Here is a 25,963-nt window from a genome sequence, read left to right on the forward strand (position 1 = left end):
GTACAGGATATCACCCCCTAATTAGACGTCAATACATCTGGACATCTAAATGTCTTTGCGTATAGATTGAGCAGAAACGCAATAACCGCTAAAATTATGCGTCATCGCCTGGCGTTCCCCCTCTGTGCAGCGGAGGTTGTGAGCGAAGAAAACCCGCCATATCAGGGGTCAGGCAGGAAAAAATCAGGCATAATCTGCTGATTTCCTCACAATTAACGTTTATTAATTAAGGTAACCCATGGCTGAATGGAACGGCGAATATATCAGCCCGTACGCTGAGCACGGTAAGAAAAGCGAGCAGGTCAAGAAGATAACGGTTTCTATCCCGTTGAGCGTACTGAAGATTTTAACGGATGAGCGTACCCGTCGTCAGGTGAACAACCTGCGTCACGCGACCAATAGCGAACTGCTTTGCGAAGCGTTTTTACATGCTTTCACGGGTCAGCCGCTGCCGGATGATGTTGACCTGCGTAAAGAGCGCAGCGATGAAATTCCTGAAGAGGCAAAAGCGATTATGCGCCAGATGGGCGTCGACCCGGATACCTGGGAGTATTAATTCGCCGGGCGTTTCTCGCGTCACGCCTTTCAGAGAAGCAGGCTCCGCGCAGGGAGCCGCTTTCCTGTTCTGCTCATCACGGCTCAGCCGCCTGGTTCGTTCTGTTTAAAAGTTAAAAAAGAGTCAGAAAAGCACACTGACCGCCGGTCTGGTGATGGTCAGCTCATTGTGGTGGCCGGGATGAAGTTATCGCCGTAATACAGACATAAAAAAACCCAGCCGAAGCTGGGTTTTTCTGCCGCCGAACCCGAAGGTTCAGGTGCCTTTTAATCTTATTTTTTAGCGCCTGGCACGCTGAAACGCTTGTTAAAGCGGTCAACACGGCCACCAGTTGCCACTTCACGCTGCTTACCGGTATAGAACGGGTGGCATTTGCCACAAACGTCCAGGTTCAGTTCGTGATTCAGAGTAGAACGGGTGTGAATCTCGTTGCCGCAGGTACATTTGATAGTAACTGCTTCGTATTTCGGGTGAATACCTTGTTTCATGGGAAACCTCATAAAAGGCCGTGTCGCTCTCCGTGCCAGGTGTTAACCTGCACAGCACCACACGCGGTTGAACGTAAAAGTGTATGCTCCGGCCAGAACTTTCTCACCGAAGGCCGCATATTATACAGATAAGTTTTGATTGCTGCAAATCTATGCTGAGATACCCGCCAGCAGGGTACAGCGTGTACACTAGCTTCCCCGATGATTGAGCCGGAAAGAGAGAGTTATGCCCGTCGTTCAGGTTGCCCTGCCCGTCCCCTTACCCCGCCTGTTTGATTATCTGCCGCCGCAGGGTGCGCAGCCGGTCATCGGCGGTCGCGTGAGTGTGCCCTTTGGCAATCGTAAAATGATCGGCATCGTGGTCGCCTTCCGCGACAGCAGCGATCTGCCGGACGCACAGTTAAAGCAGGTCGTTGAGGTGCTGGATAGCGAGTCACTCTTTCCACCTTCGCTATGGCGCATCCTGAACTGGGCTGCCAGCTACTATCACTCGCCGCAGGGCGAAGTCCTGAGCCATGCGATTCCGGTGCTGCTGCGTCAGGGGAAAGCGGCGCAGGATATACCGTTATGGCGCTGGGAAATCACCGAGCTGGGCCGGGCGACCGCGCCAGAGAGCCTGAGGCGGGCACCCAAACAGCAGCAGGCACTGGCGGCACTGCGTCAGCAACCCCTCTATCGTCATCAGATTAGCGATCACGATCTTAACGATGCGACCCTGCAGGCACTTCGCGCCAAAGGGTTGTGCGAGCTGCATGAGCATCAGCCGGAACAGCACGACTGGCGGTCGACCTATGCCGTCAAAGGCGAGCGTCTTCGCCTGAACACCGATCAGGCGATGGCCGTGGGCGCCATTCGGGCCGATGATGAAAACTATGCGGCCTGGCTGCTGGCAGGAATTACCGGTTCCGGTAAAACCGAGGTTTACCTCAGCGTTCTGGAGAATGTGCTGGCGCGCGGTAAACAGGCGCTGGTGCTGGTGCCTGAAATTGGTCTGACGCCACAGACTATCGCCCGTTTTCGCGAACGCTTCGATGCCCCCATTGATGTGCTGCATTCCGCCCTGAATGACAGTGAACGGCTGGCCGTGTGGTTGCGTGCGCGACGTGGCGAAACAGCGATTGTGATTGGCACCCGCTCGGCGCTGTTTACCCCGCTGGCGCGTCCCGGCGTCATTATCATTGATGAAGAGCATGACAGCTCTTACAAACAGCAGGAGGGCTGGCGCTATCAGGCGCGCGATCTGGCCGTCTTCCGCGCACATGAAGAGAACATCCCGATTGTGATGGGCTCCGCGACGCCAGCGCTTGAAACGTTGCATAACGTCCGCAGCGGCAAGTACCGCCAGCTTGACCTGACCAAACGTGCCGGCAACGCCCGACCTGCACTGCAACAGCTAATCGATTTAAAGGGCGTACAGCTGGTCGGCGGCCTGGCGCCGGGCCTGATCGCCAAAATGCGTCAGCACCTGCAGGCCGATAACCAGGTGCTGCTGTTTCTCAACCGCCGGGGCTTTTCGCCCGCCCTGCTCTGTCACGACTGTGGCTGGATTGCTGAGTGTGCCCGCTGTGACCGCTACTACACGCTGCATCAGCATCATCGCCAGCTGCGCTGTCACCATTGCGATAGTCAGCGTCCGCTGCCCAATCAATGCCCGCAGTGCGGTTCGACCCACTTGCTGCCGGTCGGGGTAGGCACAGAGCAGCTGGAGCAGCAGCTTGGCTCGCTCTTTCCCGGCGTGCCGGTGTCGCGTATCGATCGCGATACCACCAGCCGCAAAGGGGCGCTGGAGCAGCATCTGGCTGACGTCCACCGGGGGGGAGCACGTATCCTGGTCGGCACCCAGATGCTGGCTAAGGGCCACCACTTCCCCGATGTCACACTGGTGTCGCTGCTGGATGTCGACGGTGCGCTGTTCTCCGCCGACTTTCGGGCAGCGGAACGCTTTGCCCAGCTCTATACGCAGGTCGCCGGCCGGGCGGGCCGGGCGGGTAAACAGGGGGAAGTGTTGCTGCAGACGCACCATCCGGAGCATCCGTTACTGCAGACGCTGCTGCATCAGGGCTATGCGGCCTTTGCCCGGCAGGCATTACTGGAGCGGCAGGCCGTTCATCTGCCGCCCTGGAGCCGCCATGCGCTGTTCCGCGCCGAAGACATGGACAATCAGCAGGCAGCAGAGTTTCTGCAGCAGCTTCGTAACCTGCTTGAGGCAAGCCCGCTGAATGATAAGTCGATGTGGTTTATGGGCCCTCTTCCCGCGCTACAGCCCAAACGTAGCGGGCGCTGGCGCTGGCAGCTCCTTTTACAGCACCCCTCCCGCCAGCGCCTGCAGCAGCTACTGAGCAGTTCATTACCGCTGGTATCAACACTGCCCGCCGCCCGTAAAGTGAAATGGACGCTGGATATTGACCCAACGGAGAGCTGATTTTTTCTGACACTGCGAGTGGGATCGAAAATTGTCGCTTAAGTCACAATTTTTATGCAAATTAAGTAACAACCGGCCGGGCAATCGTTAACAATGTTGCCCGGCTTGCTTTTATGTCAGGCAAAAACAGAATCGAACGCGCCATAACGCGCCAGGAGCATGTGTTGGAGCAGAATCAACAACCGCCCGCCGCCACGATGAAGGATGTCGCGGAACATGCGGGTGTCTCAACCGCCACCGTATCGCGTGCGCTGATGAACCCGGAGAAGGTCTCTGCGGCTACCCGCCAGAAGGTCGAGCAGGCAGTGGCTGCCGTCGGCTATTCAGCGCCCGGCCCTGCACGCAACGCACGGCGTAATGAAACGCGCACTATCCTGGTCATTGTCCCTGACATCTGCGATCCTTTTTTCAGCGAAATTATCCGTGGCGTGGAAGTCGCCGCAGCCGAAGAGGGCTATCTGGTACTGATTGGCGACTGCGCGCATCAGAATCAGCAGGAGAGAACCTTTCTCAATCTGATGGTTACGCGTCAGATCGATGGCATGGTGCTGCTCGGTTCACAGCTGCCGTTTGACGCCAGCATCGATGAGCAGCGCAATCTGCCGCCTATGGTGATGGCGAACGAGTTCGCGCCAGAGATGTCTCTGCCTACGGTTCATATCGATAACCTGACCGCCGCCTTCGAAGCAGTGAATCATCTGCTACAGTTGGGCCACACGCAGATCGCCTGCATTGCCGGACCACAGGAGATGCCGCTCTGCCAGTATCGTTTACAGGGCTACGTGCAGGCGATGCGTCGCAGCGGGCTGACCGTCGATCCTACCTATATTGTTCGTGGTGATTTTACGTTCGAAGCGGGTGTGGCCGCCATGAATCAGCTGATGACGCTGCCACAACCTCCGCGTGCGCTATTCTGCCACAGCGATATTATGGCGCTTGGCGCGATGACGCAGGCCAGACGCTACGGGCTGCGGATACCGGAAGATCTCTCTGTGGTTGGATTTGATGATATTGAACTCTCCCGTTATTGCGAGCCGCCGCTCACGACGGTCACGCAGCCGCGCTACCAGATTGGCCGGGAAGCGATGCGTCTGCTGCTGGATGAGCTGAATGGCAAACGGGTGATGGGCGGCTCAAGGCTGCTGGATGCCGGTTTAGCCATTCGGGGCAGTACGGCACGTGTAAAAAAGCGTGAAAAATAAGCGTATTTGTCTGATTTTTTCAGTAGATTCTTAAGGCGAACACTGCTGGTCAAAGTTCTGCCCCTTAAGTAACATGACGGACTCCTTGCCGGGCGCGTAAGTATCACTATTTCGCCCATCAGGCACTATTTTTGAAGGGTATAAGAACGAGAGTGGCACAAAAAGATTATGTAGGCCGCGGGCGTTCAACAGGGACGCGTCGCAAAAAAAGCCCCAGCCGTGGCAAGAAGAGTAAAGGCGGTTCGGGCATCTCTAAGCTGATGATTGTACTGGCAGTCGCAGTGCTTGTGACCTTTGCCGGTGGTTTATGGTTCCTGGCACACCATAAGAAAGAGGACGTGCCGGTCATTACGGATCATAAAGCCAACGGTAATGGCCTGCCACCGAAGCCAGAAGAGCGCTGGAAATACATTAAAGAGCTGGAAAATCGTCAGATTAGCGTACCCACGCCTATCGAGCCCTCTTCGGGTGGTGAAGTCAAATCACAGACACAGCTGACCGACGAGCAGCGCCAGCTGCTGGAGCAGATGCAGGCGGATATGCGTCAGCAGCCGACCCAGCTTAACGAAGTGCCGTGGAACGAACAGACACCGGCACAACGCCAGCAGACGCTGCAGCATCAGCAGCAGCTGCAGCAACTGCAACGCCAGCAGCAACAGGTTCAGCAACAACAGCAACGCCAGCAGCAGCAGGCTCAGCAGCAGCAACGTCAGCAGTTGCAGGCTCAGCAACAGCAGCAGCGTCAGCAGCAGTTGCAACAACAACAACTGCGCCAGCAACAGCAACAGCAACAGCAACGTCAGCAGCAGCAGCAGCAAAACGTACAGCGCCAGACGCAGCAGGCCGCGCCGATCACGCGTGAACCAGAGGTGCAGTCAAAACCGCAGGAAACTGCGAAAGCGAAGTCCGCTGAAAAAGTCGCTTCGCAGCGCTGGATGGTGCAGTGTGGTTCGTTTAAAGGCACCGACCAGGCTGAATCAGTGCGGGCTGGCTTAGCCTTTGAAGGCTTTGAAAGCCGGATTACTACCGGTGGCGGTTGGAATCGGGTGGTCATCGGTCCTTATAAAGATCGCGCCTCGGCCGACAGTACCCTTAAGCGCCTCCGCAGTTCCGGACATAGCGGCTGCATTCCACTCGCCATCGGGGGTTGAAACCCGTCAAACCCGCCCCATATCTGTTGCATGATACTCCGCGCCCGGTGCGCGGAGTCCTTTTCCGACTGCAACAAGGGGTCTGCCCGTGACAACAATAGTAAGTGTACGACGCAACGGCCAGGTAGTGATTGGCGGTGATGGCCAGGCTACGCTCGGCAATACCGTGATGAAAGGCAACGTCAAAAAAGTGCGTCGTTTATACAACGATAAGGTGATTGCCGGTTTTGCTGGCGGCACCGCAGACGCCTTCACCCTGTTTGAACTGTTCGAACGTAAGCTGGAAATGCATCAGGGTCATCTGGTCAAAGCGGCGGTGGAACTGGCCAAAGACTGGCGCACCGACCGTATGCTGCGTCGTCTGGAGGCCTTGCTGGCCGTTGCGGATGAGTCCGCATCGCTGATCATCAGCGGTAACGGTGACGTTATCCAGCCTGAAAACGACCTGATCGCCATCGGCTCCGGTGGGCCTTTCGCTCAGGCAGCGGCACGTGCGCTGCTGGAGAATACCGAACTGGGCGCGCGCGACATCGTTGAGAAGTCGCTGAACATCGCGGGTGATATCTGCATCTACACAAACCACAACGTTAATTTCGAAGAATTAACGTCTAAGGCGTAAGGGTATAAATATGTCTGAGATGACTCCACGCGAAATCGTCAGCGAACTGAACCGTTTTATCATCGGCCAGGACAGCGCCAAGCGCGCTGTGGCTATTGCACTGCGTAACCGCTGGCGCCGCATGCAGCTTGATGAAGAGCTGCGTCACGAAGTGACCCCTAAAAATATCCTGATGATCGGCCCGACCGGTGTCGGTAAAACCGAAATTGCCCGTCGTCTGGCGAAGCTGGCCAATGCGCCATTCATCAAGGTTGAGGCGACCAAGTTTACCGAAGTGGGTTATGTCGGTAAGGAAGTCGACTCCATCATTCGTGATCTGACCGATTCGGCCATTAAGATGGTACGCAGTCAGGCGATTGAGAAGAACAAATACCGCGCTGAAGAGATGGCCGAAGAGCGTATTCTGGATGTGCTGATTCCGCCCGCTAAAAACAACTGGGGCCAGTCAGAACAGAGCGCAGAGCCCTCTGCGGCGCGTCAGTCATTCCGTAAGAAGCTGCGCGAAGGCCAGCTGGATGACAAAGAGATTGAGATCGACCTGGCGGCCAGCGGGCCGGGTGTCGAAATTATGGCCCCTCCGGGCATGGAAGAGATGACCAGCCAGCTGCAGTCAATGTTCCAGAACCTGGGTGGCCAGAAGCAGAAAGCGCGTAAGCTGAAGATCAAAGAAGCAATGAAGCTGCTGATTGAAGAAGAAGCGGCAAAACTGGTTAATCCGGATGAGCTTAAACAGGACGCTATTGATGCCGTCGAGCAGCACGGTATCGTGTTTATCGATGAGATCGACAAAATCTGTAAGCGCGGCGGCCAGAATTCAGGCGGTCCGGATGTTTCACGCGAAGGTGTGCAGCGCGACCTGCTGCCTCTGGTTGAAGGCTGCACCGTTTCTACCAAGCACGGCATGGTGAAAACGGACCACATCCTGTTTATCGCCTCCGGTGCGTTCCAGGTGGCCAGCCCTTCCGATCTGATCCCGGAACTGCAGGGTCGTCTGCCGATTCGCGTTGAGCTGCAGGCGCTGACCGTTAACGATTTCCAGCGTATTCTGACCGAGCCGAATGCGTCGATTACCGTGCAGTATAAGGCGCTAATGAACACTGAAGGCGTGAACATTGAGTTCACCGAAGAGGGGATTCGTCGTATCGCGGAAGCCGCCTGGCAGGTCAATGAAACCACCGAAAACATTGGTGCGCGCCGTTTGCATACTGTGCTGGAGCGTCTGATGGAAGATATTTCTTATGACGCCAGCGATCGGTCCGGCGAGTCCGTCACCATCGATGCGGAGTATGTCGGCAAGCATCTGGATGTCCTGGTGGCTGACGAAGACCTGAGCCGCTTTATTCTCTGATTTACCAATTCGCGCTTTTCAGAAGCCCAGCCCACCCGGCTGGGCTTTTTTATGCATGTTCTTGATCGAACGATGCTTTTTTCACACTGATGATTTTGCCAACAATCTGCATATAGCGATATACTTACCTTTCCTGTGGCAAACAGACGAAACCCTTATGAAATACGATACATCTGAACTCTGCGATATCTACCATGAAGAAGTGAATGTTGTTGAACCGCTTTTTTCAAATTTCGGTGGGCGCACTTCATTCGGTGGTCAGATTACCACAGTGAAATGCTTTGAAGACAACGGCTTACTTTACGATCTGCTGGAAGAAAATGGCCGGGGTCGGGTACTGGTTATCGATGGCGGCGGCTCCGTCCGTCGGGCGCTGGTGGATGCGCAACTGGCGCAGCTGGCGGCGACCAACGAGTGGGAAGGCCTGGTCGTGTACGGTTCAGTGCGCCAGGTTGATGAACTGGAAGAGCTGGAAATTGGCATTCAGGCTATAGCGGCGATCCCGGCTGGCGCAGCGGGTGAAGGGATTGGCGAAAGCGACGTGCGCGTCAATTTCGGCGGCGTCACTTTCTTCTCCGGCGACCATCTCTATGCTGACAATACCGGTATCATTCTGTCAGAAGATGCGCTGGATATCGAATAGCGCGCCAATGAAAACGGGTGCCAGAGCACCCGTTTTTCACGTCAGCTGAGGCTTCAAACCTCTTCCATTTTTCCCAGCAGGGCACGCAGACGTTCCTGCCACACATGCTGTTCTTCTTTCAGGTGCTGATTTTCACGCATCAGCGCATCGTGGTTGCCCGCGACCTGTTGCGCATCGTTACGCAGTGAGTTGTTCTGCTCTTTCAGCTCTTCGATTTCCATCTGCAACAGGGTGATGGTATCAATCGCCTGCTGTACTTTCGCTTCCAGTTTCTCAAACACTTCAAATGACATCGTTCTGACCTCTCCTAAATTCCTGCAAGGCGTTGATGATGCCAGCTTAAGCCAGCAACGTTGTCCCGATTGTATGTAGCCTCACCCCGCAAGTCCAGCAACGTGGCCACCGTGAGCGCAGTCTGTAACACTTTTCAGTCAATCCCTGAATCCGGGTGGCGCTTGTGGTGGTGGCCTGCTGACTGAGGCCCGATCAAGCCGCTACAAGGCGCGAATTGTGGTTAAAGAAAGCCGGAATACGCGAAATCGCGCATTTTTATGACACAGTACACAAAAAATGATTTCGCTATTTCTCGTTTATGTTCGTTAACGATAAATTCACATCAGCCCTACATCAAAGCTGGGTGACTCATGGACTGAGAACAAAAACTGATAAAATTTAACCTCGCTTCAGGAACCACTATTATGAGTCAGACAACTAACACGCTCAAAGGTCAGTGTATTGCCGAATTTCTGGGGACCGGCTTGATAATCTTCTTTGGCGCAGGCTGTGTAGCTGCTCTGAAACTCGCCGGTGCCGCTTTCGGTCAGTGGGAAATCTGCATTATCTGGGGCTTAGCCGTCTCAATGGCTGTGTATCTTACTGCAGGCGTGTCGGGCGCGCACCTGAACCCTGCTGTAACCATCGCGCTCTGCCTGTTCGCCAGCTTCGACGGCCGTAAAGTTCTGCCCTACATTCTGGCGCAGGTCGCGGGTGCATTCTGCGCGGCCGCGCTGGTTTATGGTCTTTACTACAGCCTCTTTTTCGATTACGAGCAGAGTCATCAGATGGTGCGCGGCACCGTTCAGAGTCTGGATCTGGCGGGCATCTTCTCTACCTATCCTAATCCACACATCAGCGTCGGTCAGGCGTTCCTGGTCGAAATAGTCATCACCGCTGTACTGATGGCGGTGATTATGGCGCTGACCGACGATGGTAACGGCGTTCCGCGTGGCCCGATGGCGCCGCTGCTGATTGGTCTGCTGGTTGCTGTTATCGGCGGCTCAATGGGTCCACTGACCGGCTTCGCCCTGAACCCGGCTCGTGATTTCGGACCAAAGCTGTTCGCCTTCATCGCAGGCTGGGGTAACGTGGCTTTCACCGGTGGTAAAGATATTCCTTACTTCCTGGTCCCTGTTTTTGGCCCGCTGGTCGGAGCCTGCCTGGGAGCAGTGGGATATCGCACGCTGATTGGTCGCTACCTGCCAGGTGCTGCAGCACCTGCAAACGCCCCGGCAGAAAAACCCGTTGCACGTGCTCAGCAGCGTAAAGCGTAAGTTTCACCTTTTATCATCAGGACTGAATTTATGACTACCACAACAGATAAAAAGTATATTGTCGCGCTCGATCAGGGCACGACCAGTTCACGCGCCGTGATCCTCGATCACGACTCCAATATCGTCGCGGTATCGCAGCGCGAATTCACCCAGATCTACCCGAAAGCGGGCTGGGTTGAGCATGACCCGATGGATATCTGGGCGTCGCAAAGTTCGACGCTGGTAGAAGTGCTGGCACATGCCGACATCCGCTCCGATGAGATTGCCGCCATCGGCATCACAAACCAGCGTGAAACCGCGATTGTCTGGGAAAAAGAGACCGGTAAGCCGATCTATAACGCTATCGTCTGGCAGGATCCGCGCACCGCAGACTACTGTAACAAACTGAAGAAAGAAGGCCTGGAAGAGTATATCCAGCACACCACTGGCCTGGTGATTAACCCCTACTTCTCCGGCACCAAAGTGAAGTGGATTCTGGATCACGTTGAGGGCGCGCGCGAACGTGCAAAACGCGGCGAGCTGCTGTTCGGCACCGTGGATACCTGGCTGGTCTGGAAAATGACGCAGGGCCGTGTACATATCACCGACTACACCAACGCCTCCCGTACCATGATGTTCAACATTCACAAGCTGGAGTGGGATCAGCGTATGCTGGAAATCCTGGATATCCCGCGTGAAATGTTGCCGGAAGTGAAGTCCTCTTCAGAAGTTTACGGTCAGACCAACATCGGCGGTAAAGGCGGTACCCGTATTCCTATCGCCGGTATTGCCGGTGACCAGCAGGCTGCACTGTATGGCCAGCTCTGCGTCCAGCCTGGCATGGCGAAAAACACCTACGGCACCGGCTGCTTTATGCTGATGAACACCGGAACTGAAGCGGTGACCTCCACACACGGTCTGCTGACAACCATTGCCTGTGGCCCGCGCGGTGAAGTGAACTATGCGCTGGAAGGGGCAGTATTCATCGGCGGTGCCTCTATTCAGTGGCTGCGCGATGAGATGAAGCTGATCAGCGAAGCCGCTGACTCTGAATATTTCGCGATGAAGGTTAAAGACACCAACGGTGTCTACATGGTGCCAGCGTTTACCGGTCTGGGCGCACCTTACTGGGACCCGTATGCCCGTGGCGCAATCTTCGGTCTGACCCGTGGTGCTAACTCCAACCACATCATTCGTGCGACGCTGGAGTCCATCGCTTATCAGACGCGTGACGTGCTGGAAGCGATGCAGAACGATGCCAACACCCGCCTGCAGGCGCTGCGTGTGGATGGCGGTGCGGTCTCCAACAACTTCCTGATGCAGTTCCAGGCTGACATTCTTGGCACCCGCGTTGAGCGCCCGGAAGTCCGCGAAGTCACCGCACTGGGTTCTGCTTATCTGGCCGGTCTGGCCGTAGGCTTCTGGCAGGATCTGGATGAAGTGCGCGCGAAAGCCGTTATCGAGCGTGAGTTCCGTCCAAGCCTGGAAACCACCGAGCGTAACTTCCGTTATGCCGGCTGGAAAAAAGCGGTTGCCCGCGCTCAGGCCTGGGAAGAGCAGGAGTAATATCACGGCCCGCGGCGGCGATCGTCGCGGGCCTTTCCCCGTCCCACTACCCCACTGTGTTACACTGCCTGCCTGTTTTTTGTCAGGTAGATGCCATGAAACGAGAACTTGCCATTGAATTTTCCCGCGTAACCGAAGCTGCCGCCCTGGCAGGCTATCACTGGTTAGGACGCGGCGACAAAAATGCGGCCGATGGCGCGGCTGTCCATGCCATGCGTCATGTCCTGAACTCCATTGAAATCGACGGTCAGATTGTAATCGGTGAAGGCGAGATCGACGACGCGCCGATGCTCTATATCGGTGAAAAAGTCGGTACGGGCCACGGCGACGCGGTCGATATCGCGGTCGATCCGATCGAAGGCACCCGCATGACGGCACTGGGTCAGGCGAATGCACTGGCCGTGATGGCCGTGGGCGACAAGGGAAGCTTCCTGCACGCCCCCGATATGTACATGGAAAAACTGATTGTCGGCCCGGCGGCGCGCGGCGCGATTGACCTCAACCAGCCTCTGGAAACCAACCTGCGCAATATTGCCATCGCGATGAACAAGCCGCTGTCGCAGCTCACCGTCTCGATCCTGGCGAAGCCCCGCCATGACGCGGTGATCGGCCAGCTACAGCAGCTGGGCGTGCGGGTGTTCACTTTCCCGGATGGCGATGTCGCTGCCTCGATTCTGACCTGCATGCCGGACAGCGAAGTGGATGTCATGTATGGCATCGGCGGCGCGCCGGAAGGTGTGGTCTCTGCGGCGGTGATCCGCGCGCTGGATGGCGATATGCAGGGCCGGTTGCTGGCGCGGCATTACGTAAAGGGCGACAGCGCCGAAAACCGCCTGCTCGGTGAGCAGGAGCTGCAACGTTGTGCAGAGATGGGTATCGAAGCGGGCAAAAAACTGACACTGAGTGAGATGGCGCGAAACGACAATGTGGTGTTTGCCGCCACCGGCATCACCAGTGGCGAACTGCTGAAAGGCATCACACGTCAGGGCAATATCGCCACCAGCGAAACCCTGCTGATTCGCGGTAAATCACGCACCATCCGCCGCATCCAGTCGATTCACTACCTCGACCGTAAAGATCCGGCGCTCCATCCGTTTATCCTGTAACCGGCTGGTTGCCGCGCTCCGGCTGACGAGAGAGCGGCAACCAACAGAGCAGCATCACCAGCGCGGTGAAGAACATCAGCATCCCAAGGCTGAACTGATCGCGCTGTGGCATCAGAGCAGAGAGCCAGGCCACGAGGCCCGATCCCAGGTTCTGCATCCCGCCAATCAGCGCACCTGCACTCCCTGCCAGCCAGGCATAAGGCTCCATCGCACCGGAGGTCGCCAGCGGGAACAGCATTCCGGCACCGAAGAAGAACAGCGCGGCAGGCACCAGCAGCGTCCAGATATTCATGATGCCGAACCATGCCGGGATCCACATCAGGATGCCCGCCAGCAGGCAGCTGTTCACGCCCCACCACATCAGGCTGTGCCAGGAGCCCTGCTCGCGCCCGGCGAACCAGGCACCAAAGAACGCCGCCGGAATCGGCAGAATAAACAGGATGCTGACGGTCAGGCTGGGTAGGCCGAGCACACCGCCCAGCAGTACGCCACAGCTTGACTCGAAGACAGCGATACCGGCCAGTGCGCCGATCAGCAGCACGATATAACGGACGAAATTGACGTCGCTGAGCAGGCGAGCGTAGCGCCTGAAGAAAGGCGTGACTTCTCCACTCTGTGGCCGGGTTTCCGGTAGCCAGCGTGCCATCGCGCTGGTGACGGTCAGACAGAGCAGCAACAGGAAAGCAAAACAGGCGTGCCAGCCAAAGAGCTGGGTCAGCAGCGCGCCAATAACCGGTGCCAGCAGCGGGCTGACCAGAATGCCCATATTCAGCAGGCTGTTGGCGCGGCGCAGCGCATGGCCCTCATAGAGATCACGTGGCATCGTACGCGCCATTACGCCCGCCACACCCGTTCCCAGCCCCTGTATCGCGCTGCCGAACACCAGCATATCCAGCGAAGTCGCCATCAGCGCGGTGATTGCGCCGATCATAAAGATCGTCATGCCCGTCAGGATCACCGGGCGCCGCCCTACACTGTCCGACAGCGGACCGTAGATCAGCTGAGATCCACCGTAGGTCATCAGATAGGCGGCCATTACACGCTGCAGCGCGCCATCCCGCACATTCAGGGCATCCGCCATCACCGACATCGCCGGGACATAGATCGTCTGAGCCATCTGCCCGACCGCCACCAGCACAATGAGCATCACCAGCAGCGGGCGATTTTCCAGTTTACTAATCATGATTCTGCAAAATATCTTTCTGTGAAAGGAGGTTAAAACAGCGGTTCACCCGCTGGTCACCGGATTATGGCGGGCAAAATATCAGGATTGCGTGACAAAGCGAGAGGCGGGCAAAAAGCGCCGGACTTGCGGCTGTCAAGTTTATGCGCCAGCCTGTAAAGACAAGGGAACAGTTTGACGATTAGAGCCTTTGCCGGCCGGCAGACTGGCATTCTCAGCAGGCAGTCGTGAAAATAGTGACCTGCCTGAATAACCAACAACCCGGGAGTGATGATGGCTGAATGGGTTAATGCGGAAGTAAAGGAAGTGAAAAACTGGACGGATGCGCTGTTCAGTCTGCGGGTCAAAGCGCCTGTCGATCCCTTTATCGCCGGGCAGTTTGCCAAGCTCGCCCTGGAAATCGACGGTGAGCGGGTTCAGCGCGCCTACTCCTACGTCAACGCCCCCAAAGATGATCTGCTGGAGTTCTATCTGGTCACCGTGCCGGAAGGCAAGCTGAGCCCGCATCTGCAGGCGCTTCAGCCGGGCGATCAGGTGATGGTCACCAAAGACGCGGCGGGCTTCTTCGTGCTGGATGAAGTGCCGGACTGCAAAACCTTGTGGATGCTGGCAACCGGCACCGCGATTGGCCCCTACCTGTCGATGCTGCAGCAGGGCGAGGGCTTAGATCGCTTTGAAAACATCGTGCTGATCCATGCCGCGCGCTACGCCGCCGACCTGAGCTTTTTGCCGCTGATGCAGCAACTGCAGCAGCGTTATCCTGGCCAGCTGCATATTCAGACGGTGGTGAGCCGCGAAGCCGTCGCCGGCTCGCTGACGGGCCGGGTGCCGGCACTCATCGAAAACGGTGAACTGGAAAAGGCAACCGGATTAAAACTGGATGCTGACAGCAGCCATGTGATGCTGTGCGGCAATCCGCAGATGGTGCGTGATACCCAGCAATTACTGAAAGAGACGCGCGGGATGCGCAAACACCTGAAGCGCAAGCCGGGTCACATCACCAGCGAACATTACTGGTGAGGTGCTGGCCGGTATCGCACCGGCTGGGTTGCGGCACCAAACCGGTTGGCGCCGGGGGTACCGCGAAAGACCCCGAGATCGAGCAGCAGACCCGCCAGTAAGATAAACGGAATGGCGCGGCCCAGCAGCCAGGGCAGAACACCGGGCAGCATGCTCCAGTTCCCCGCAGCCAGCAGCCAGGCCACAATCACCAGGAGCCCCCAGTAACCGCGGCGGTTACGGTCGTGCAGTCGTTTGACAATGACTGCGCTGGCCGGCCACAGCAGGCAGACCACGCCAAAGGCCGCCATCTGAGTATCAAGCCAGTCGTTAGCGGCCAGGACAAACAGAAGCGTAGTCATCAACAACCAGACCGCCTGCCCGATCCAGAAATCCCGGCGGCCCAGCCGGCCACGCCAGGAAAAATACCCTTGTTGTAACGTCATGCATTATTATCCCGAGAAGAGAACCGCCGCGCTTTTGACCTTGCGGATAAAAACCGTTTTAATTTGCGCCTGAGTTTACGGGTTAGGATCGACAAAATGAAGAATTTGCCTGGCGCACTGCTGTTATCATTTGCGCTGACGGTTCCGGTATTTGCCGCCGATCCGCCACCGCAGGAACAGGCCAGTGCGCTGCCAGCGGCGCCTTATCTGCTGGCGGGTGCGCCTACCTTTGATATGACTATCGGCCAGTTTCGCGAAAAGTATAATCTGACCAATGGGACACTGATGCTGCCGGAATATCGTGCCATCGATAATCGCGGTGACAAAAGCAATCTGACGCGTGCCGCCAGCAAAATCAATGAAACCCTGTACGCCTCGACGGCACTGGAACCAGGCACCGGCAAAATCAAGACGCTGCAGATTACCTGGCTCCCCCTGCCTGGTCCGGACCAGAATGCCTCGCAGCAAAAGGCGCTGGCCTACATGACCGCCATGCTGCGCTTCTTTGTGCCGGGCTTGAGTGCTGATGAAGGCCGCAAAAAGCTGGAGGCGCTGCTCAGGGAGGGGAAAGATCTCCCTATTTTGCCCAGGTCGAAGGCGCGCTTCGTTTTGTCGTCGCGGACCATGGTGACAAAGGCGTGACCTTCGCTATTGAGCCAGTCAAACTGGCGCTCGCCAGCCCCTGAGGAAGTGGCTGAAAATGACGAAAAGCAAAGCCATCGCAACATTTGATCTCTATACTGTCTGGCAGACAACGCTGCCAGCTGGCAGCGATTTTTCATGTATCGCGTTATGCGGAGGATAGAATGCGACATCCACTGGTTATGGGTAACTGGAAGTTGAATGGCAGCAAGCAGATGACAGCTGAACTGATCGCCGGTCTGCGCAAGGAACTCTCTGGCGTTGAAGGTTGTGGCGTCGCGATTGCACCACCCGCGCTCTATCTCGAGCAGGCAAAACACGCTATCTCCGGCAGCCATATCGCTCTGGGCGCGCAGAATGTGGATGTTAACCTGTCTGGCGCCTTCACCGGTGAAGTCTCCGCAGAGATGCTGAAAGATATCGGTGCGCAATATATCATCATCGGTCACTCAGAACGCCGCACTTACCACAAAGAGAGCGACGAGTTCATCGCGAAGAAATTCGCCGTACTGAAGTCTGCGGGTCTGACCCCGGTGCTGTGCATCGGCGAAACCGAAGCGGAAAATGAAGCGGGTAAAACCGAAGAAGTCTGCGCGCGTCAGCTGGATGCCGTGCTGGAATCACAGGGCGCAGAAGCCTTTAAAGATGCGGTCATCGCGTATGAGCCGGTCTGGGCCATCGGCACCGGCAAATCTGCCACCCCGGCACAGGCACAGGCTGTCCACAAATTCATTCGTGATCATATCGCGAAGAAAGATGCGGCCATCGCAGAACAGGTCATCATTCAGTATGGCGGCTCGGTAAACGATAAAAATGCGGCTGAGCTCTTCACCCAGCCTGACATTGATGGCGCGCTGGTTGGCGGTGCGTCACTGAAAGCAGATGCTTTCGCTGTCATCGTGAAAGCGGCAGCGGCGGCCAAAAACGCCTGATTCTGACGTGCTGAATCCGAGGCGGCTCAGGCCGCCTTTTTTGTCGGCGCAATCAGCTGACAACTATGGTCCTGTAACTCCTCCGCCGATCCCCTGTTCAGCAGCAGCCAGTTCTGCTCAACAGCCATCAGTACCAGTCGCCCATCCTGTAGTTCCGCCAGAGCCAGCCCATATTTTCCCATCTCTGCCCGTGCCGCAGGCTGTTCGTCTGCCAGCCGGATAAACGCACTCTGCTGCGCCAGCGCCTCCGGCGTCAGGGTGCGCAGCCAGTAGCGATGACTGCGCAGCGTGACGCGCTGCCACTGCCCGCTGCGCGGCGGCGTCAGCCGGTCGAGCTGCTCGCGCACATCGGGTCGCAGACAGGAGAGATGAATATGCAGCTGATTCTGCGTGCGCCCATAGTGGGCATTTATCGCCAGTGACAGCACCCGGTCATCGACAGGCGAACCGTGCCGCTGGGCCAGCAGGGCGCGTTCATGCCAGGCAAGGGCGAAATAATTGGGCGTGTCGGGATGCAGGAGTACCGGGCTTTCGATGCCGCTGATCCTGTCGGTCGGGATCAGCAGATACTGCAATGGCCCGTTGCGGTCTTTCAGCATCGCATAGCGCTGGCTGAGATCGACGTGCTGACAGGGTGCGGGATCACCATGATGTTGCTGACCCGGCAGACACTGCTCGCTGACAATCTGCCACAGCGCATCACTGTTTTTTTTGACATGCAGGGCGGCCGCCAGCATCCCCGCAATAACCAGCATCAGCAGAACGGCAGCCAGACGGGCTGCACGACGTGTTGTCATCATGACGCTTCCTGAATGGCTAAGCAGCCTGCATCCTCGCCTGGCGGGAAAAGAATGTCACGGGGAATTCGGGGCAGAGGATCCCATTGTCGGACTGGAAGAAATAAGGGGACGACAGAGAACTGCGGTCAGCGCAGATCGGCGCTGACCGCCAGAGATAGAGATCAGGGTTTCATGACCTGATCATAGCTGCCGCCATCGGCAAAGTGCGCTTTCTGTGCCTGAGCCCAGCCACCAAACTTATCCTGAACGGTAAACAGCTTCACCGGCGCAAAGGTGCTGGAGAATTTCTTCGCGATTTCGGCATCACGCGGACGATAGTAGTTCTGTGCGGCAATCGTCTGACCTTCCGGCGAGTAGAGATACTTCAGGTAGGCATCGGCAACGTTGCGCGTGCCCTTTTCATCCACCACTTTATCGACCACCGACACCGTCGGTTCCGCCAGAATGGATTCACTCGGGGTGACAATCTCAAACTTATCTTTGCCCAGTTTGTTCACCGCCAGGTAGGCTTCGTTTTCCCAGGCGATCAGCACATCACCAATTCCGCGCTCAACGAAGGTATTGGTTGCGCCGCGTGCCCCGGAATCCTGCACCTCAACGTTTTTAAACAGCGCTCTGACATACGCCAGGGCTTTCGCCTGATCGCCATTGTTGTGGTCCAGCGCCCAGCCCCAGGCCGCCAGGTAGTTCCAGCGTGCGCCGCCGGAGGTTTTCGGGTTCGGGGTAATCACGGAGACGCCTGGTTTCGTCAGGTCGCTCCAGTCATGAATCCCTTTCGGGTTCCCTTTGCGCACCAGGAAGACAATGGTCGAGGTGTAAGGTGCAGAGTTGTCCGGCAGACGCTGCTGCCAGTTTTTATCGATACGTCCCCGCCCGGCGATGGCATCGACATCAGACTGTAAGGCCAGCGTGACCACATCGGCACGAATGCCGTTGATGACGGAGGTCGCCTGCTTACCGGAGCCGCCGTGTGATTGACGCACTACCACATTGTCGCCTGTTTCCTGTTTGTAGTGCGCACTGAACGCCTTGTTGTACTGTTCGTACAGCTCACGCGTTGGGTCGTAAGAAACGTTTAACAGCTGAATGTCTTTCGCCAGAACGCTGGTCGAGGCCAGCAACAGGGTAACGCCAATACTCCACTTGTTCATTACGCACTCTCCCAATGTCGTTATGGGCTAAGCGTGACATAAACCAATTCGGAGATTAAAGAATTAAAAATGAGCGGTTATAACTGCGAGGAATATAGCGACGGGCTGCCGGAGCGCGCTGTGCAGCACGCTCCGCCACAGGATCAGTAAAGTTTTTTCGCGGTGTCGAGCCAGTCACGCTTGAATGGACGCTTCATGTTTTCAATCGCGTCGATGATGTCGTGATGGACCATCTTCTCATTCTGGATACCGACGCAGCGGCCGCCATAACCCTGCATCAGCAGTTCAATGGAGTAGGCACCCATCCGCGACGCCAGAATGCGGTCATAGGCACAGGGCGCACCGCCACGCTGGATGTGACCCAGTACGGTTGAGCGGGTTTCACGTTTGGTTTCAGTTTCGATATAACGCGCCAGATCGTCGATATCGCAGATGTGCTCGGTAATCGCCACGATGGCATGTTTCTTACCTTTGGCGATGCCCGCTTTGATTTCCGCTACCAGCTCTTCGCGGGTATAGGGGAACTCCGGCAACACGATAAACTCACAACCACCGGCAATTGCCGCCGCCAGCGTCAGATCGCCACAGTAGCGGCCCATCACTTCAACGATAGAGATGCGCTGGTGGGAAGAAGAGGTATCACGCAGGCGGTCGATCGCTTCCACCACCGTTTCCAGCGCCGTGAAGTAACCGATGGTGTAATCTGTGCCGGCGACGTCATTATCAATGGTGCCGGGCAGACCGATGCAGGGGAAACCCATCTCCGTCAGACGCTTGGCGCCCATGTAAGAACCATCACCGCCAATCACTACCAGCGCATCGATGCCGCGCTTTTTCATATTCTCAATAGCAACCTGGCGGATATCTTCGTTACGGAACTCAGGAAAACGTGCAGAGCCAAGGAAAGTGCCGCCGCGATTGATCATGTCGGAGACGCTGTAGCGATCAAGGTTGATCATGCGATCTTCATACAGTCCCAGATAGCCGTCATAGATCCCAAAAACTTCCAGTCCTTCACTCAGCGCGGAACGTACCACTCCGCGAATAGCTGCGTTCATGCCTGGGGCGTCACCGCCGCTGGTTAATACACCAATTTTCTTGATCATGACAACCTCTGGATTGTTCAAAACTAAGGGTTAATCCTGCCTGTCGATCGCGGCAAACGGCCATTGATGACTCGCGCGACACGTGATGGCAGATAGTATATCAAAGGCTTGCTGCTGAATTGATTCAGGTCAGACAACTTTTCACTAATTTTTGCAGCAATGTTAACGCCAGGTCATACCTTACGTATCAAATTGATTCGTTTAGGTTAAAAACCGGCAGAATCCGCTTTCTCGAACGGTACCACAGAACAGGGATCCTGATGGATAATTACGTCCGATCCGGGAAATTCTTTACGTAACGCCTTCTCAACCTGATCGGCGATCCGATGCGCCTGCACCAGTGGCAGCTGGTCTTCCAGCTCCAGATGAAGCTGAATGAATTTTGTCGGCCCGGACTGGCGGGTTCGCAAATCGTGCACGCCCTGTACCTGCGGCCAGGTGGTGGCAAGAGTCAGGATCTGCTGCCGCTCCTCTTCTGGCAGCGCGCGGTCCAGCAGTGACTGTACCGCCTCGTAGCCCATACGGAGTGCGCTATAGAGAATAAACAGGCCAATCCCCAGGGCAAACAGGGCGTCTGCGCGCGCAAAGCCGTAACTGCTCAGCACCAGGGCAATCAGAATGGCACCGTTCATGATGACGTCCGACTGGTAGTGCAGCATATCGGCCCGAATCGCCTGACTGCGGGTTTTACGCACTACCCAGCGCTGAAAAGCGACCAGGATCAGCGTCGAGCTCAGCGCGACCACGGTCACCGCAATCCCGACATCCGGTGCGCGCAGCACATTGGGCGAGGCAAGATGCTGCAGGCCGGTCAGAAAGAGGAAGAGAGCAGAACCGGAAATAAACATACTCTGAGCCAGTGCAGCCAGCGACTCCGCTTTGCCATGCCCGAAGGTGTGATTTTCATCAGCTGGCTGCAGGGCATAGCGCACGACCAGCAGATTGGTGAGCGAGGCGGCGATATCGACCAGTGAGTCCACCAGAGAGGCCAGCAGACTCACCGACCCGGTGTACCACCAGGCAAAGATTTTCACGAGTAGCAGCACAGAAGCAAGAATGGTAGCGGCAAGCGCAGCGCGCTTTACCAGTCGGCCATAAGAGAGTTGCATGCCAGTTTCCCTGTACGGCATCAGTCACGATGCGCACTCAGATGAAAGAATGGCTGCAGTTTAACATCGGGAAGCAGAACCTGCCCATCAGGCCGCCTTGCCGCTCAGTTTCTGCGGACAACGCCGGAAACGAATAAAAACAAGCCCCGGCCTCAGAGAGGACGGGGCGTAGTGTCATATACATCAGTGTCAGGCGATACTCAGATGCGGGCCTGCGCTATGAAATAAGGCGGTTACTTTTTGCCGCCTTTTTTCCCGGCTTCTGATGCTTTTTCACGGTCGTTTTTAAAATTTCCGCCGCCGCTGTTCTGGCCGCCTTTTTTACCGGCTTCAGACGCTTTTTTCGGATTATCTGCGAAATTACCTGAACCACCACGATGCTCTGCCATAACTTACTCCGTTAATAGATTCATTCAGGACTACATAATGTGGTTGCTGCTCCCTGAGACTTCGCAAAGACACTGAATTTCCCTGCAGTGACAGAGCTAAGTGTAGAGGGTATGCCTGAATCGGCAAGCGCAGCGGGAAATAAACAACCCATTGAATAAAATGGAAAATATCAATAACCATAACTGTAACTTATTTAATTTCAGCAGGTTAATTTTTTGATCTGTCGTAAATAGTTAGCGATAGAGTTAACGTGAAAGAAGGAACTGAAAAGTTATAAATCGACAGATTCTGCAAACAAACGTTAGACAGGCAGCAATAAAAACCGGCTTTTGTTACACCGCGATGATTCCTGTCAGAGTAAAAAAAGGTGAACAAAAGATAAAAAAAACCCCCACCATCATGGCGGGGGAAGACAGGGATGTGTCTATGGCAAGGAAAACAGGGATACTATGTTACTGGTATTACGGGTTACTGCTGGTACGACTCACTGCCTGCAGCGATGAAGCTGGCTGCAATTTCGAAATGTGTCGCAGCTCGTTAAGCCGCTGCTGATAATTCTGCTGTACTCTGGCCTGCTGGGCTGGCGTCAGCAGCTGGAACATTTGATTCTGCACCCGGGCCAGCTCAACCTGCTGTTCAATCTGAACCCGGGCAATAACTTCTGCCTTTTCACGAATGGCCGCTTCGTTAAACTGGTCCGCAGTCACTAACGTGTGCAGTGCTGCGATATCATTAATATCAACCATCGGGCGCTGATGCCGGGCTTGCTGCATCAGGTCACGCATCTGTTGACGCTGCTCTTCAGTCAACTCGATGCCATCGAACATGTGGCTTTGCGGATTTTGCGTCATACTGCCTGTCGGCAATCCGCCATGATGCATTTCGTCAATCGTCGTCGCCTCCCGGGCACCTGCGCTGGCGACACTCAGGGCCATCGCTGAGGCAAGGACGACGGCGGTCAATTTGCGCATCGTGTACTCCAGTTCGTTCCGTTTTGCCATTCAACGAGAGCCAGTGTACGGCGGCAGCTGCAAACATCCGTCAGGGGGTGTAAAACTACGTAAAGCGATGACCAGGTGGGCCAGGAACACGGTATTTTGCCTTCGGAGGGCTACAAAAATGAATAAAATCCTGTTGGTAGATGACGACCGCGAATTAACTTCGCTTTTAAAAGAATTGTTGGAAATGGAAGGGTTTGAAGTGGTGGTCGCCAGCGATGGTGAACAGGCGCTGAATCTGCTCGATAACTCTATTGACCTGCTTTTACTGGATGTCATGATGCCGAAGAAAAATGGTATCGATACCCTGAAAGAACTGCGTCAGCAACATCAGACCCCCGTCATCATGCTAACCGCACGCGGCAGCGAGCTGGACCGCGTACTGGGTCTCGAACTGGGCGCAGATGACTATCTGCCCAAACCGTTTAACGATCGCGAGCTGGTCGCGCGTATTCGCGCTATTCTGCGCCGCTCAAACTGGAGTGAACAGCAACAGCAGCACGATAACAGCTCTCCTACGCTGGAAGTTGACTGCCTGCGCCTCAATCCGGGTCGCCAGGAGGCGAGCTTTAACGATGTCACGCTGGATCTTACCGGCACAGAGTTCACCCTGCTCTATCTGCTGGCGCAGCATCTTGGCCAGGTCGTGTCCCGGGAGCATCTGAGTCAGGAAGTGCTGGGCAAGCGCCTGACCCCTTTTGACCGCGCCATTGATATGCACATCTCCAATCTGCGTCGCAAGCTGCCTGAGCGCCACGACGGCCATCCCTGGTTTAAAACGCTACGGGGCCGCGGCTATCTGATGGTTTCAGCGTCATGATTGGAAGTCTGACCACCCGTATCTTCGCCATCTTCTGGTTGACCCTGGCGCTGGTGCTGATGCTGGTGCTCATGGTGCCCAAGCTCGATTCACGTCAGATGACCTCGCTGCTGGAGAGCGAACAGCGGCAGGGCATCATGATCGAGCAACACGTCGAAGCTGAGCTGTCACAGGATCCTCCCAACGATCTGATGTGGTGGCGTCGTCTGTTTCGGGCTGTGGAAAAGTGGGCACCGCCGGGTCAGCGGCTGCTTTTAGTGACCAGCGAAGGACGGGTGATTGGCGCGCAGCATAATGAAATGCAGGTTATCCGTAATTTTATTGGCCAGTCTGATAACGCCGACCATCCGCAAAAAAAGAAATATGGCCGTGTTGAGCTGGTGGGACCTTTCGCTGTCCGGGATGGCGAAGATAACTACCAGCTTTACATGATTCGCCCCGCCAACAGCTCCCAGCTCGATTTCGTCAATCTGCTCTTTGACCGTCCCCTGTTGCTGCTGATTGTTACCATGCTGATTAGCTCGCCGCTGCTGCTGTGGCTGGCCTGGAGCCTGGCGCGCCCGGCACGTAAGTTAAAATATGCGGCTGATGAGGTGGCAAGCGGGAATCTGCGCCAGCACCCCGAACTGGAATCGGGGCCTCAGGAGTTTCTGGCTGCAGGGTCAAGCTTTAATCAGATGGTCAGCGCGCTGGAGCGGATGATGACCGGTCAGCAACGCCTGTTATCTGACATCAGCCACGAACTTCGTACCCCGCTCACCCGCCTGCAACTGGCTACTGCGCTACTGCGCCGGCGTCAGGGCGAAAGTAAAGAGCTGGGCCGCATCGAAATGGAAGCGCAGCGTCTCGATGGCATGATCAACGATCTGCTGGTGCTGTCGCGCACCCAGCATAAAAATGCACTGGTCAGCGAAGCGATGAAGGCGAACCAGTTGTGGAATGGGGTACTGGAAGATGCCCGCTTTGAAGCTGAGCAGATGGGTAAAAAGATGGATATCCCCTATCCGCCTGGCCCATGGCCGCTTTATGGCAACCCGCATGCGCTGGAAAGTGCGCTGGAGAATATCGTGCGCAATGCGCTGCGTTATTCCCACTCACACATCAGCGTCAGCTTCTCCGTCGATATTTCCGGCATCACGGTGCATGTGGATGATGACGGCCCTGGCGTAAGTCCGGAAGATCGTGAACAGATTTTTCGGCCTTTCTACCGGACCGATGAAGCGCGCGATCGCGAATCGGGCGGCACCGGACTCGGTCTGGCCATTGTCGACACGGCAGTACAGCAGCATCGGGGCTGGGTGAAAGCCGATGACAGCCCGCTGGGTGGCCTGCGACTTACCCTCTGGCTGCCGCTCTACTCCTCCAGCCGTCAATAATTTGCTATGCTTCGGCCCCTGTCATCGGGGGCCTTATGCTTAACATCGTCTTGTTTGAACCAGAAATTCCGCCGAATACCGGCAACATCATTCGCCTTTGCGCCAATACCGGCTTCCAGCTTCATCTGATCCAGCCGCTTGGCTTCGCCTGGGATGACAAACGCCTGCGTCGGGCGGGGCTGGATTACCACGAATTCACCGCCATTAAATTTCACGCAGACTATCCGGCCTTTATCGCCTCTGAAACACCGCAACGCCTGTTCGCGCTGACGACTAAAGGGACACCTGCACACAGCGCTATAGCATATCAGGCGGGGGATTACCTGCTGTTTGGACCAGAAAGTCGCGGGCTTCCGGCGGAAATCCTGGCGGCGTTACCGGCAGAGCAGAAAATCCGGATCCCGATGCGAGCCGAAAGCCGCAGTATGAACCTGTCGAACGCCGTTTCAGTGGTGGTGTATGAAGCGTGGCGCCAGCTGGATTATGCGGGCGCGCTGATTAAAGACTAGATGCCGTCGCCAAACTGGAAACCTGCCAGGCTACCGTTAAAGTGCTGATCCATATCCATCGATGGCTTGTCGCTGCCTGGCTTACCGACAATACGTGCGGGCACGCCTGCTGCCGTGGTGTGCGGCGGCACAGGCTGTAACACCACTGAACCGGCACCAATTTTTGCCCCCCTGCCCACTTCGATATTTCCGAGGACCTTTGCACCGGCCCCAATCATCACGCCTTCACGGATCTTGGGATGACGATCGCCACTGGTTTTGCCGGTTCCGCCGAGCGTCACCGATTGCAGGATTGAAACGTCATTTTCCACTACGGCCGTTTCACCGATCACGATGCCAGTAGCATGGTCGAGCATGATACCGTGACCAATGCTGGCTGCAGGATGGATATCGACAGCAAAAGAGACGGAGATTTCATTCTGCAGGTAAACCGCCAGGGCACGGCGACCCTCATTCCATAACCAGTGACCAATGCGGAAGGCCTGCAGGGCGTGAAAGCCTTTAAGGTAGAGCAATGGCGTAGAGTATTTATCGACTGCCGGATCGCGCTGACGTACGGCCTGAATATCGTATGCCGCTGACAGTATCATCGACGGATCTTCACGATAGGCCTCTTCAACAATCTCACGGATGGCGATAGCGGGCATAATCGGGTTCGCCAGCTTATTGGCCAGCATATAACTCAGTGCACTGCCGAGATTTTCGTGCTTAAGCAATGTCGCGTGAAAGAAGCTGGCCAGCATCGGCTCACAATCAGCCAGGGCGCGTGCTTCTGCTTTGATATTGTTCCAGACCAGTTCTAACTCATCAGACGACATTGCTGTATTCTCCCGATAAAAAAAGCGCCTGAATGGCGCTGCAGGTGATGATGC

At 56.1% G+C, this 25,963-nt stretch carries 26 protein-coding genes and 1 pseudogene; 16 read left to right on the forward strand and 11 right to left on the reverse strand.

Going from position 1 to position 25,963, the window contains the following annotated elements; genetic code table 11:
- Positions 1-238: 238 nt before the first annotated feature.
- On the forward strand, positions 239-556 hold the full coding sequence (metJ, locus tag ACLHDD_RS14895) for a met regulon transcriptional regulator MetJ (RefSeq protein ID WP_009088019.1): 318 nt from the start codon (positions 239-241) through the stop codon (positions 554-556).
- 272 nt (positions 557-828) lie between these two features.
- Here metJ and rpmE read toward each other — a convergent pair whose 3' ends face one another.
- Positions 829-1,044 (reverse strand): 50S ribosomal protein L31, encoded by a 216-nt coding sequence (gene rpmE, locus ACLHDD_RS14900; RefSeq protein WP_313655743.1) that lies wholly within the window; start codon positions 1,042-1,044, stop codon positions 829-831.
- 226 nt (positions 1,045-1,270) lie between these two features.
- Between rpmE and priA the strand changes: the two genes are divergently transcribed.
- From priA to rraA, 6 genes are all read left to right on the forward strand, one after another.
- Positions 1,271-3,466, forward strand: a complete 2,196-nt coding sequence (priA, locus tag ACLHDD_RS14905) for a primosomal protein N' (RefSeq protein ID WP_427104704.1) — start codon at positions 1,271-1,273, stop codon at positions 3,464-3,466.
- A 164-nt stretch (positions 3,467-3,630) separates the two neighbouring features.
- Positions 3,631-4,668 (forward strand): DNA-binding transcriptional regulator CytR, encoded by a 1,038-nt coding sequence (gene cytR, locus ACLHDD_RS14910; RefSeq protein ID WP_427104705.1) that lies wholly within the window; start codon positions 3,631-3,633, stop codon positions 4,666-4,668.
- Positions 4,669-4,820: 152 nt separating this feature from the next.
- A complete protein-coding gene (gene ftsN, locus ACLHDD_RS14915) occupies positions 4,821-5,819 on the forward strand; it encodes a cell division protein FtsN (protein ID WP_427104706.1) in 999 nt (332 codons plus the stop codon).
- Positions 5,820-5,907: 88 nt separating this feature from the next.
- Complete coding sequence (gene hslV / locus ACLHDD_RS14920; RefSeq protein ID WP_111140416.1) at positions 5,908-6,438, forward strand: ATP-dependent protease subunit HslV; 531 nt, start codon at positions 5,908-5,910, stop codon at positions 6,436-6,438.
- A 10-nt stretch (positions 6,439-6,448) separates the two neighbouring features.
- Positions 6,449-7,786, forward strand: a complete 1,338-nt coding sequence (gene hslU, locus ACLHDD_RS14925) for an HslU--HslV peptidase ATPase subunit (protein WP_111140415.1) — start codon at positions 6,449-6,451, stop codon at positions 7,784-7,786.
- Between the two features lie 157 nt (positions 7,787-7,943).
- Complete coding sequence (gene rraA / locus ACLHDD_RS14930) at positions 7,944-8,429, forward strand: ribonuclease E activity regulator RraA (protein WP_128084487.1); 486 nt, start codon at positions 7,944-7,946, stop codon at positions 8,427-8,429.
- 53 nt (positions 8,430-8,482) lie between these two features.
- Here rraA and zapB read toward each other — a convergent pair whose 3' ends face one another.
- Positions 8,483-8,722 carry a cell division protein ZapB gene (gene zapB / locus ACLHDD_RS14935; protein WP_003851242.1) on the reverse strand — a complete coding sequence of 80 codons (240 nt, stop codon included), beginning with the start codon at positions 8,720-8,722 and terminating at the stop codon, positions 8,483-8,485.
- A gap of 405 nt (positions 8,723-9,127) precedes the next feature.
- Here zapB and ACLHDD_RS14940 point away from each other — a divergent pair, with 405 nt between their 5' ends.
- The 3 genes from ACLHDD_RS14940 (at position 9,128) to glpX (ending at position 12,630) form a co-directional block, all read left to right on the forward strand.
- The gene (locus tag ACLHDD_RS14940) at positions 9,128-9,979 is read left to right on the forward strand and encodes an MIP/aquaporin family protein (protein WP_427104707.1); all 852 of its coding nucleotides are present in this window, start codon (positions 9,128-9,130) and stop codon (positions 9,977-9,979) included.
- 30 nt (positions 9,980-10,009) lie between these two features.
- A complete protein-coding gene (gene glpK / locus ACLHDD_RS14945) occupies positions 10,010-11,524 on the forward strand; it encodes a glycerol kinase GlpK (protein WP_313655761.1) in 1,515 nt (504 codons plus the stop codon).
- Positions 11,525-11,619: 95 nt separating this feature from the next.
- Complete coding sequence (gene glpX, locus ACLHDD_RS14950) at positions 11,620-12,630, forward strand: class II fructose-bisphosphatase (protein ID WP_427104708.1); 1,011 nt, start codon at positions 11,620-11,622, stop codon at positions 12,628-12,630.
- On the opposite strand, the gene emrD is transcribed toward glpX, so the two are convergent.
- Positions 12,620-13,813, reverse strand: a complete 1,194-nt coding sequence (gene emrD / locus ACLHDD_RS14955; RefSeq protein WP_427104709.1) for a multidrug efflux MFS transporter EmrD — start codon at positions 13,811-13,813, stop codon at positions 12,620-12,622. The two genes, glpX and emrD, sit on opposite strands and share 11 nt — an antisense overlap.
- Positions 13,814-14,086: 273 nt before the next feature.
- On the opposite strand from emrD, the gene fpr reads away from it, so the two are divergent.
- The gene (fpr, locus tag ACLHDD_RS14960) at positions 14,087-14,833 is read left to right on the forward strand and encodes a ferredoxin--NADP(+) reductase (RefSeq protein WP_427104710.1); all 747 of its coding nucleotides are present in this window, start codon (positions 14,087-14,089) and stop codon (positions 14,831-14,833) included.
- On the opposite strand, the gene ACLHDD_RS14965 is transcribed toward fpr, so the two are convergent.
- A complete protein-coding gene (locus tag ACLHDD_RS14965) occupies positions 14,824-15,258 on the reverse strand; it encodes a DUF805 domain-containing protein (protein ID WP_427104711.1) in 435 nt (144 codons plus the stop codon). The genes fpr and ACLHDD_RS14965 overlap by 10 nt on opposite strands.
- Before the next feature lie 96 nt (positions 15,259-15,354).
- On the opposite strand from ACLHDD_RS14965, the pseudogene ACLHDD_RS14970 reads away from it, so the two are divergent.
- Both ACLHDD_RS14970 and tpiA read left to right on the forward strand, forming a co-directional pair.
- Positions 15,355-15,944, forward strand: a pseudogene (locus ACLHDD_RS14970) (DUF1454 family protein).
- Between the two features lie 120 nt (positions 15,945-16,064).
- The gene (tpiA, locus tag ACLHDD_RS14975; RefSeq protein ID WP_427104712.1) at positions 16,065-16,832 is read left to right on the forward strand and encodes a triose-phosphate isomerase; all 768 of its coding nucleotides are present in this window, start codon (positions 16,065-16,067) and stop codon (positions 16,830-16,832) included.
- A 26-nt stretch (positions 16,833-16,858) separates the two neighbouring features.
- Here tpiA and ACLHDD_RS14980 read toward each other — a convergent pair whose 3' ends face one another.
- From ACLHDD_RS14980 to cpxP, 6 genes are all read right to left on the reverse strand, one after another.
- Positions 16,859-17,632 carry a CDP-diacylglycerol diphosphatase gene (locus ACLHDD_RS14980; RefSeq protein WP_427104713.1) on the reverse strand — a complete coding sequence of 258 codons (774 nt, stop codon included), beginning with the start codon at positions 17,630-17,632 and terminating at the stop codon, positions 16,859-16,861.
- A gap of 161 nt (positions 17,633-17,793) precedes the next feature.
- Positions 17,794-18,783 (reverse strand): sulfate ABC transporter substrate-binding protein, encoded by a 990-nt coding sequence (locus tag ACLHDD_RS14985; protein ID WP_427104714.1) that lies wholly within the window; start codon positions 18,781-18,783, stop codon positions 17,794-17,796.
- A 143-nt stretch (positions 18,784-18,926) separates the two neighbouring features.
- Complete coding sequence (pfkA, locus tag ACLHDD_RS14990) at positions 18,927-19,889, reverse strand: 6-phosphofructokinase (protein WP_111140706.1); 963 nt, start codon at positions 19,887-19,889, stop codon at positions 18,927-18,929.
- A 206-nt stretch (positions 19,890-20,095) separates the two neighbouring features.
- Positions 20,096-20,998, reverse strand: coding sequence for a CDF family cation-efflux transporter FieF (gene fieF, locus ACLHDD_RS14995; RefSeq protein WP_427104715.1), 903 nt, complete (start codon positions 20,996-20,998; stop codon positions 20,096-20,098).
- Positions 20,999-21,231: 233 nt separating this feature from the next.
- Positions 21,232-21,387: a general stress protein gene (locus tag ACLHDD_RS15000; RefSeq protein WP_427104716.1), complete on the reverse strand. Its 156-nt coding sequence runs from the start codon at positions 21,385-21,387 to the stop codon at positions 21,232-21,234.
- Positions 21,388-21,849: 462 nt separating this feature from the next.
- Positions 21,850-22,359, reverse strand: a complete 510-nt coding sequence (gene cpxP / locus ACLHDD_RS15005) for a cell-envelope stress modulator CpxP (protein WP_427104717.1) — start codon at positions 22,357-22,359, stop codon at positions 21,850-21,852.
- 148 nt (positions 22,360-22,507) lie between these two features.
- On the opposite strand from cpxP, the gene cpxR reads away from it, so the two are divergent.
- The 3 genes from cpxR to trmL are packed head-to-tail and all read left to right on the forward strand — an operon-like array spanning position 22,508 to position 25,091.
- On the forward strand, positions 22,508-23,206 hold the full coding sequence (gene cpxR, locus ACLHDD_RS15010) for an envelope stress response regulator transcription factor CpxR (protein ID WP_128084476.1): 699 nt from the start codon (positions 22,508-22,510) through the stop codon (positions 23,204-23,206).
- A complete protein-coding gene (cpxA, locus tag ACLHDD_RS15015; RefSeq protein ID WP_427104718.1) occupies positions 23,203-24,582 on the forward strand; it encodes an envelope stress sensor histidine kinase CpxA in 1,380 nt (459 codons plus the stop codon). The genes cpxR and cpxA overlap by 4 nt, the downstream gene beginning before the upstream one ends.
- Before the next feature lie 35 nt (positions 24,583-24,617).
- Positions 24,618-25,091: a tRNA (uridine(34)/cytosine(34)/5-carboxymethylaminomethyluridine(34)-2'-O)-methyltransferase TrmL gene (gene trmL / locus ACLHDD_RS15020; RefSeq protein ID WP_427104719.1), complete on the forward strand. Its 474-nt coding sequence runs from the start codon at positions 24,618-24,620 to the stop codon at positions 25,089-25,091.
- On the opposite strand, the gene cysE is transcribed toward trmL, so the two are convergent.
- Positions 25,088-25,909 (reverse strand): serine O-acetyltransferase, encoded by an 822-nt coding sequence (gene cysE / locus ACLHDD_RS15025; protein ID WP_427104720.1) that lies wholly within the window; start codon positions 25,907-25,909, stop codon positions 25,088-25,090. The genes trmL and cysE overlap by 4 nt on opposite strands.
- Positions 25,910-25,963 lie beyond the last annotated feature (54 nt).

This window comes from Pantoea sp. NSTU24 (assembly GCF_050157905.1).
In the GTDB taxonomy this organism is placed as follows: Bacteria; Pseudomonadota; Gammaproteobacteria; order Enterobacterales; family Enterobacteriaceae; genus Pantoea.

Coding starts and splice junctions, on each gene's coding strand:
- hslU (WP_111140415.1), top strand. CDS start 6,449: ATGTCTGAGATGACTCCACGCGAAATCGTCAGCGAACTGAACCGTTTT.
- zapB (WP_003851242.1), bottom strand. CDS start 8,722: ATGTCATTTGAAGTGTTTGAGAAACTGGAAGCGAAAGTACAGCAGGCG.
- ACLHDD_RS14985 (WP_427104714.1), bottom strand. CDS start 18,783: ATGAACAAGTGGAGTATTGGCGTTACCCTGTTGCTGGCCTCGACCAGC.
- cysE (WP_427104720.1), bottom strand. CDS start 25,909: ATGTCGTCTGATGAGTTAGAACTGGTCTGGAACAATATCAAAGCAGAA.
- cpxR (WP_128084476.1), top strand. CDS start 22,508: ATGAATAAAATCCTGTTGGTAGATGACGACCGCGAATTAACTTCGCTT.
- priA (WP_427104704.1), top strand. CDS start 1,271: ATGCCCGTCGTTCAGGTTGCCCTGCCCGTCCCCTTACCCCGCCTGTTT.
- trmL (WP_427104719.1), top strand. CDS start 24,618: ATGCTTAACATCGTCTTGTTTGAACCAGAAATTCCGCCGAATACCGGC.
- emrD (WP_427104709.1), bottom strand. CDS start 13,813: ATGATTAGTAAACTGGAAAATCGCCCGCTGCTGGTGATGCTCATTGTG.
- ACLHDD_RS14965 (WP_427104711.1), bottom strand. CDS start 15,258: ATGACGTTACAACAAGGGTATTTTTCCTGGCGTGGCCGGCTGGGCCGC.
- rraA (WP_128084487.1), top strand. CDS start 7,944: ATGAAATACGATACATCTGAACTCTGCGATATCTACCATGAAGAAGTG.
- tpiA (WP_427104712.1), top strand. CDS start 16,065: ATGCGACATCCACTGGTTATGGGTAACTGGAAGTTGAATGGCAGCAAG.
- fieF (WP_427104715.1), bottom strand. CDS start 20,998: ATGCAACTCTCTTATGGCCGACTGGTAAAGCGCGCTGCGCTTGCCGCT.
- rpmE (WP_313655743.1), bottom strand. CDS start 1,044: ATGAAACAAGGTATTCACCCGAAATACGAAGCAGTTACTATCAAATGT.
- fpr (WP_427104710.1), top strand. CDS start 14,087: ATGGCTGAATGGGTTAATGCGGAAGTAAAGGAAGTGAAAAACTGGACG.
- ACLHDD_RS15000 (WP_427104716.1), bottom strand. CDS start 21,387: ATGGCAGAGCATCGTGGTGGTTCAGGTAATTTCGCAGATAATCCGAAA.
- ACLHDD_RS14940 (WP_427104707.1), top strand. CDS start 9,128: ATGAGTCAGACAACTAACACGCTCAAAGGTCAGTGTATTGCCGAATTT.
- ACLHDD_RS14980 (WP_427104713.1), bottom strand. CDS start 17,632: ATGATGACAACACGTCGTGCAGCCCGTCTGGCTGCCGTTCTGCTGATG.
- glpK (WP_313655761.1), top strand. CDS start 10,010: ATGACTACCACAACAGATAAAAAGTATATTGTCGCGCTCGATCAGGGC.
- cpxP (WP_427104717.1), bottom strand. CDS start 22,359: ATGCGCAAATTGACCGCCGTCGTCCTTGCCTCAGCGATGGCCCTGAGT.
- cpxA (WP_427104718.1), top strand. CDS start 23,203: ATGATTGGAAGTCTGACCACCCGTATCTTCGCCATCTTCTGGTTGACC.
- glpX (WP_427104708.1), top strand. CDS start 11,620: ATGAAACGAGAACTTGCCATTGAATTTTCCCGCGTAACCGAAGCTGCC.
- pfkA (WP_111140706.1), bottom strand. CDS start 19,889: ATGATCAAGAAAATTGGTGTATTAACCAGCGGCGGTGACGCCCCAGGC.
- metJ (WP_009088019.1), top strand. CDS start 239: ATGGCTGAATGGAACGGCGAATATATCAGCCCGTACGCTGAGCACGGT.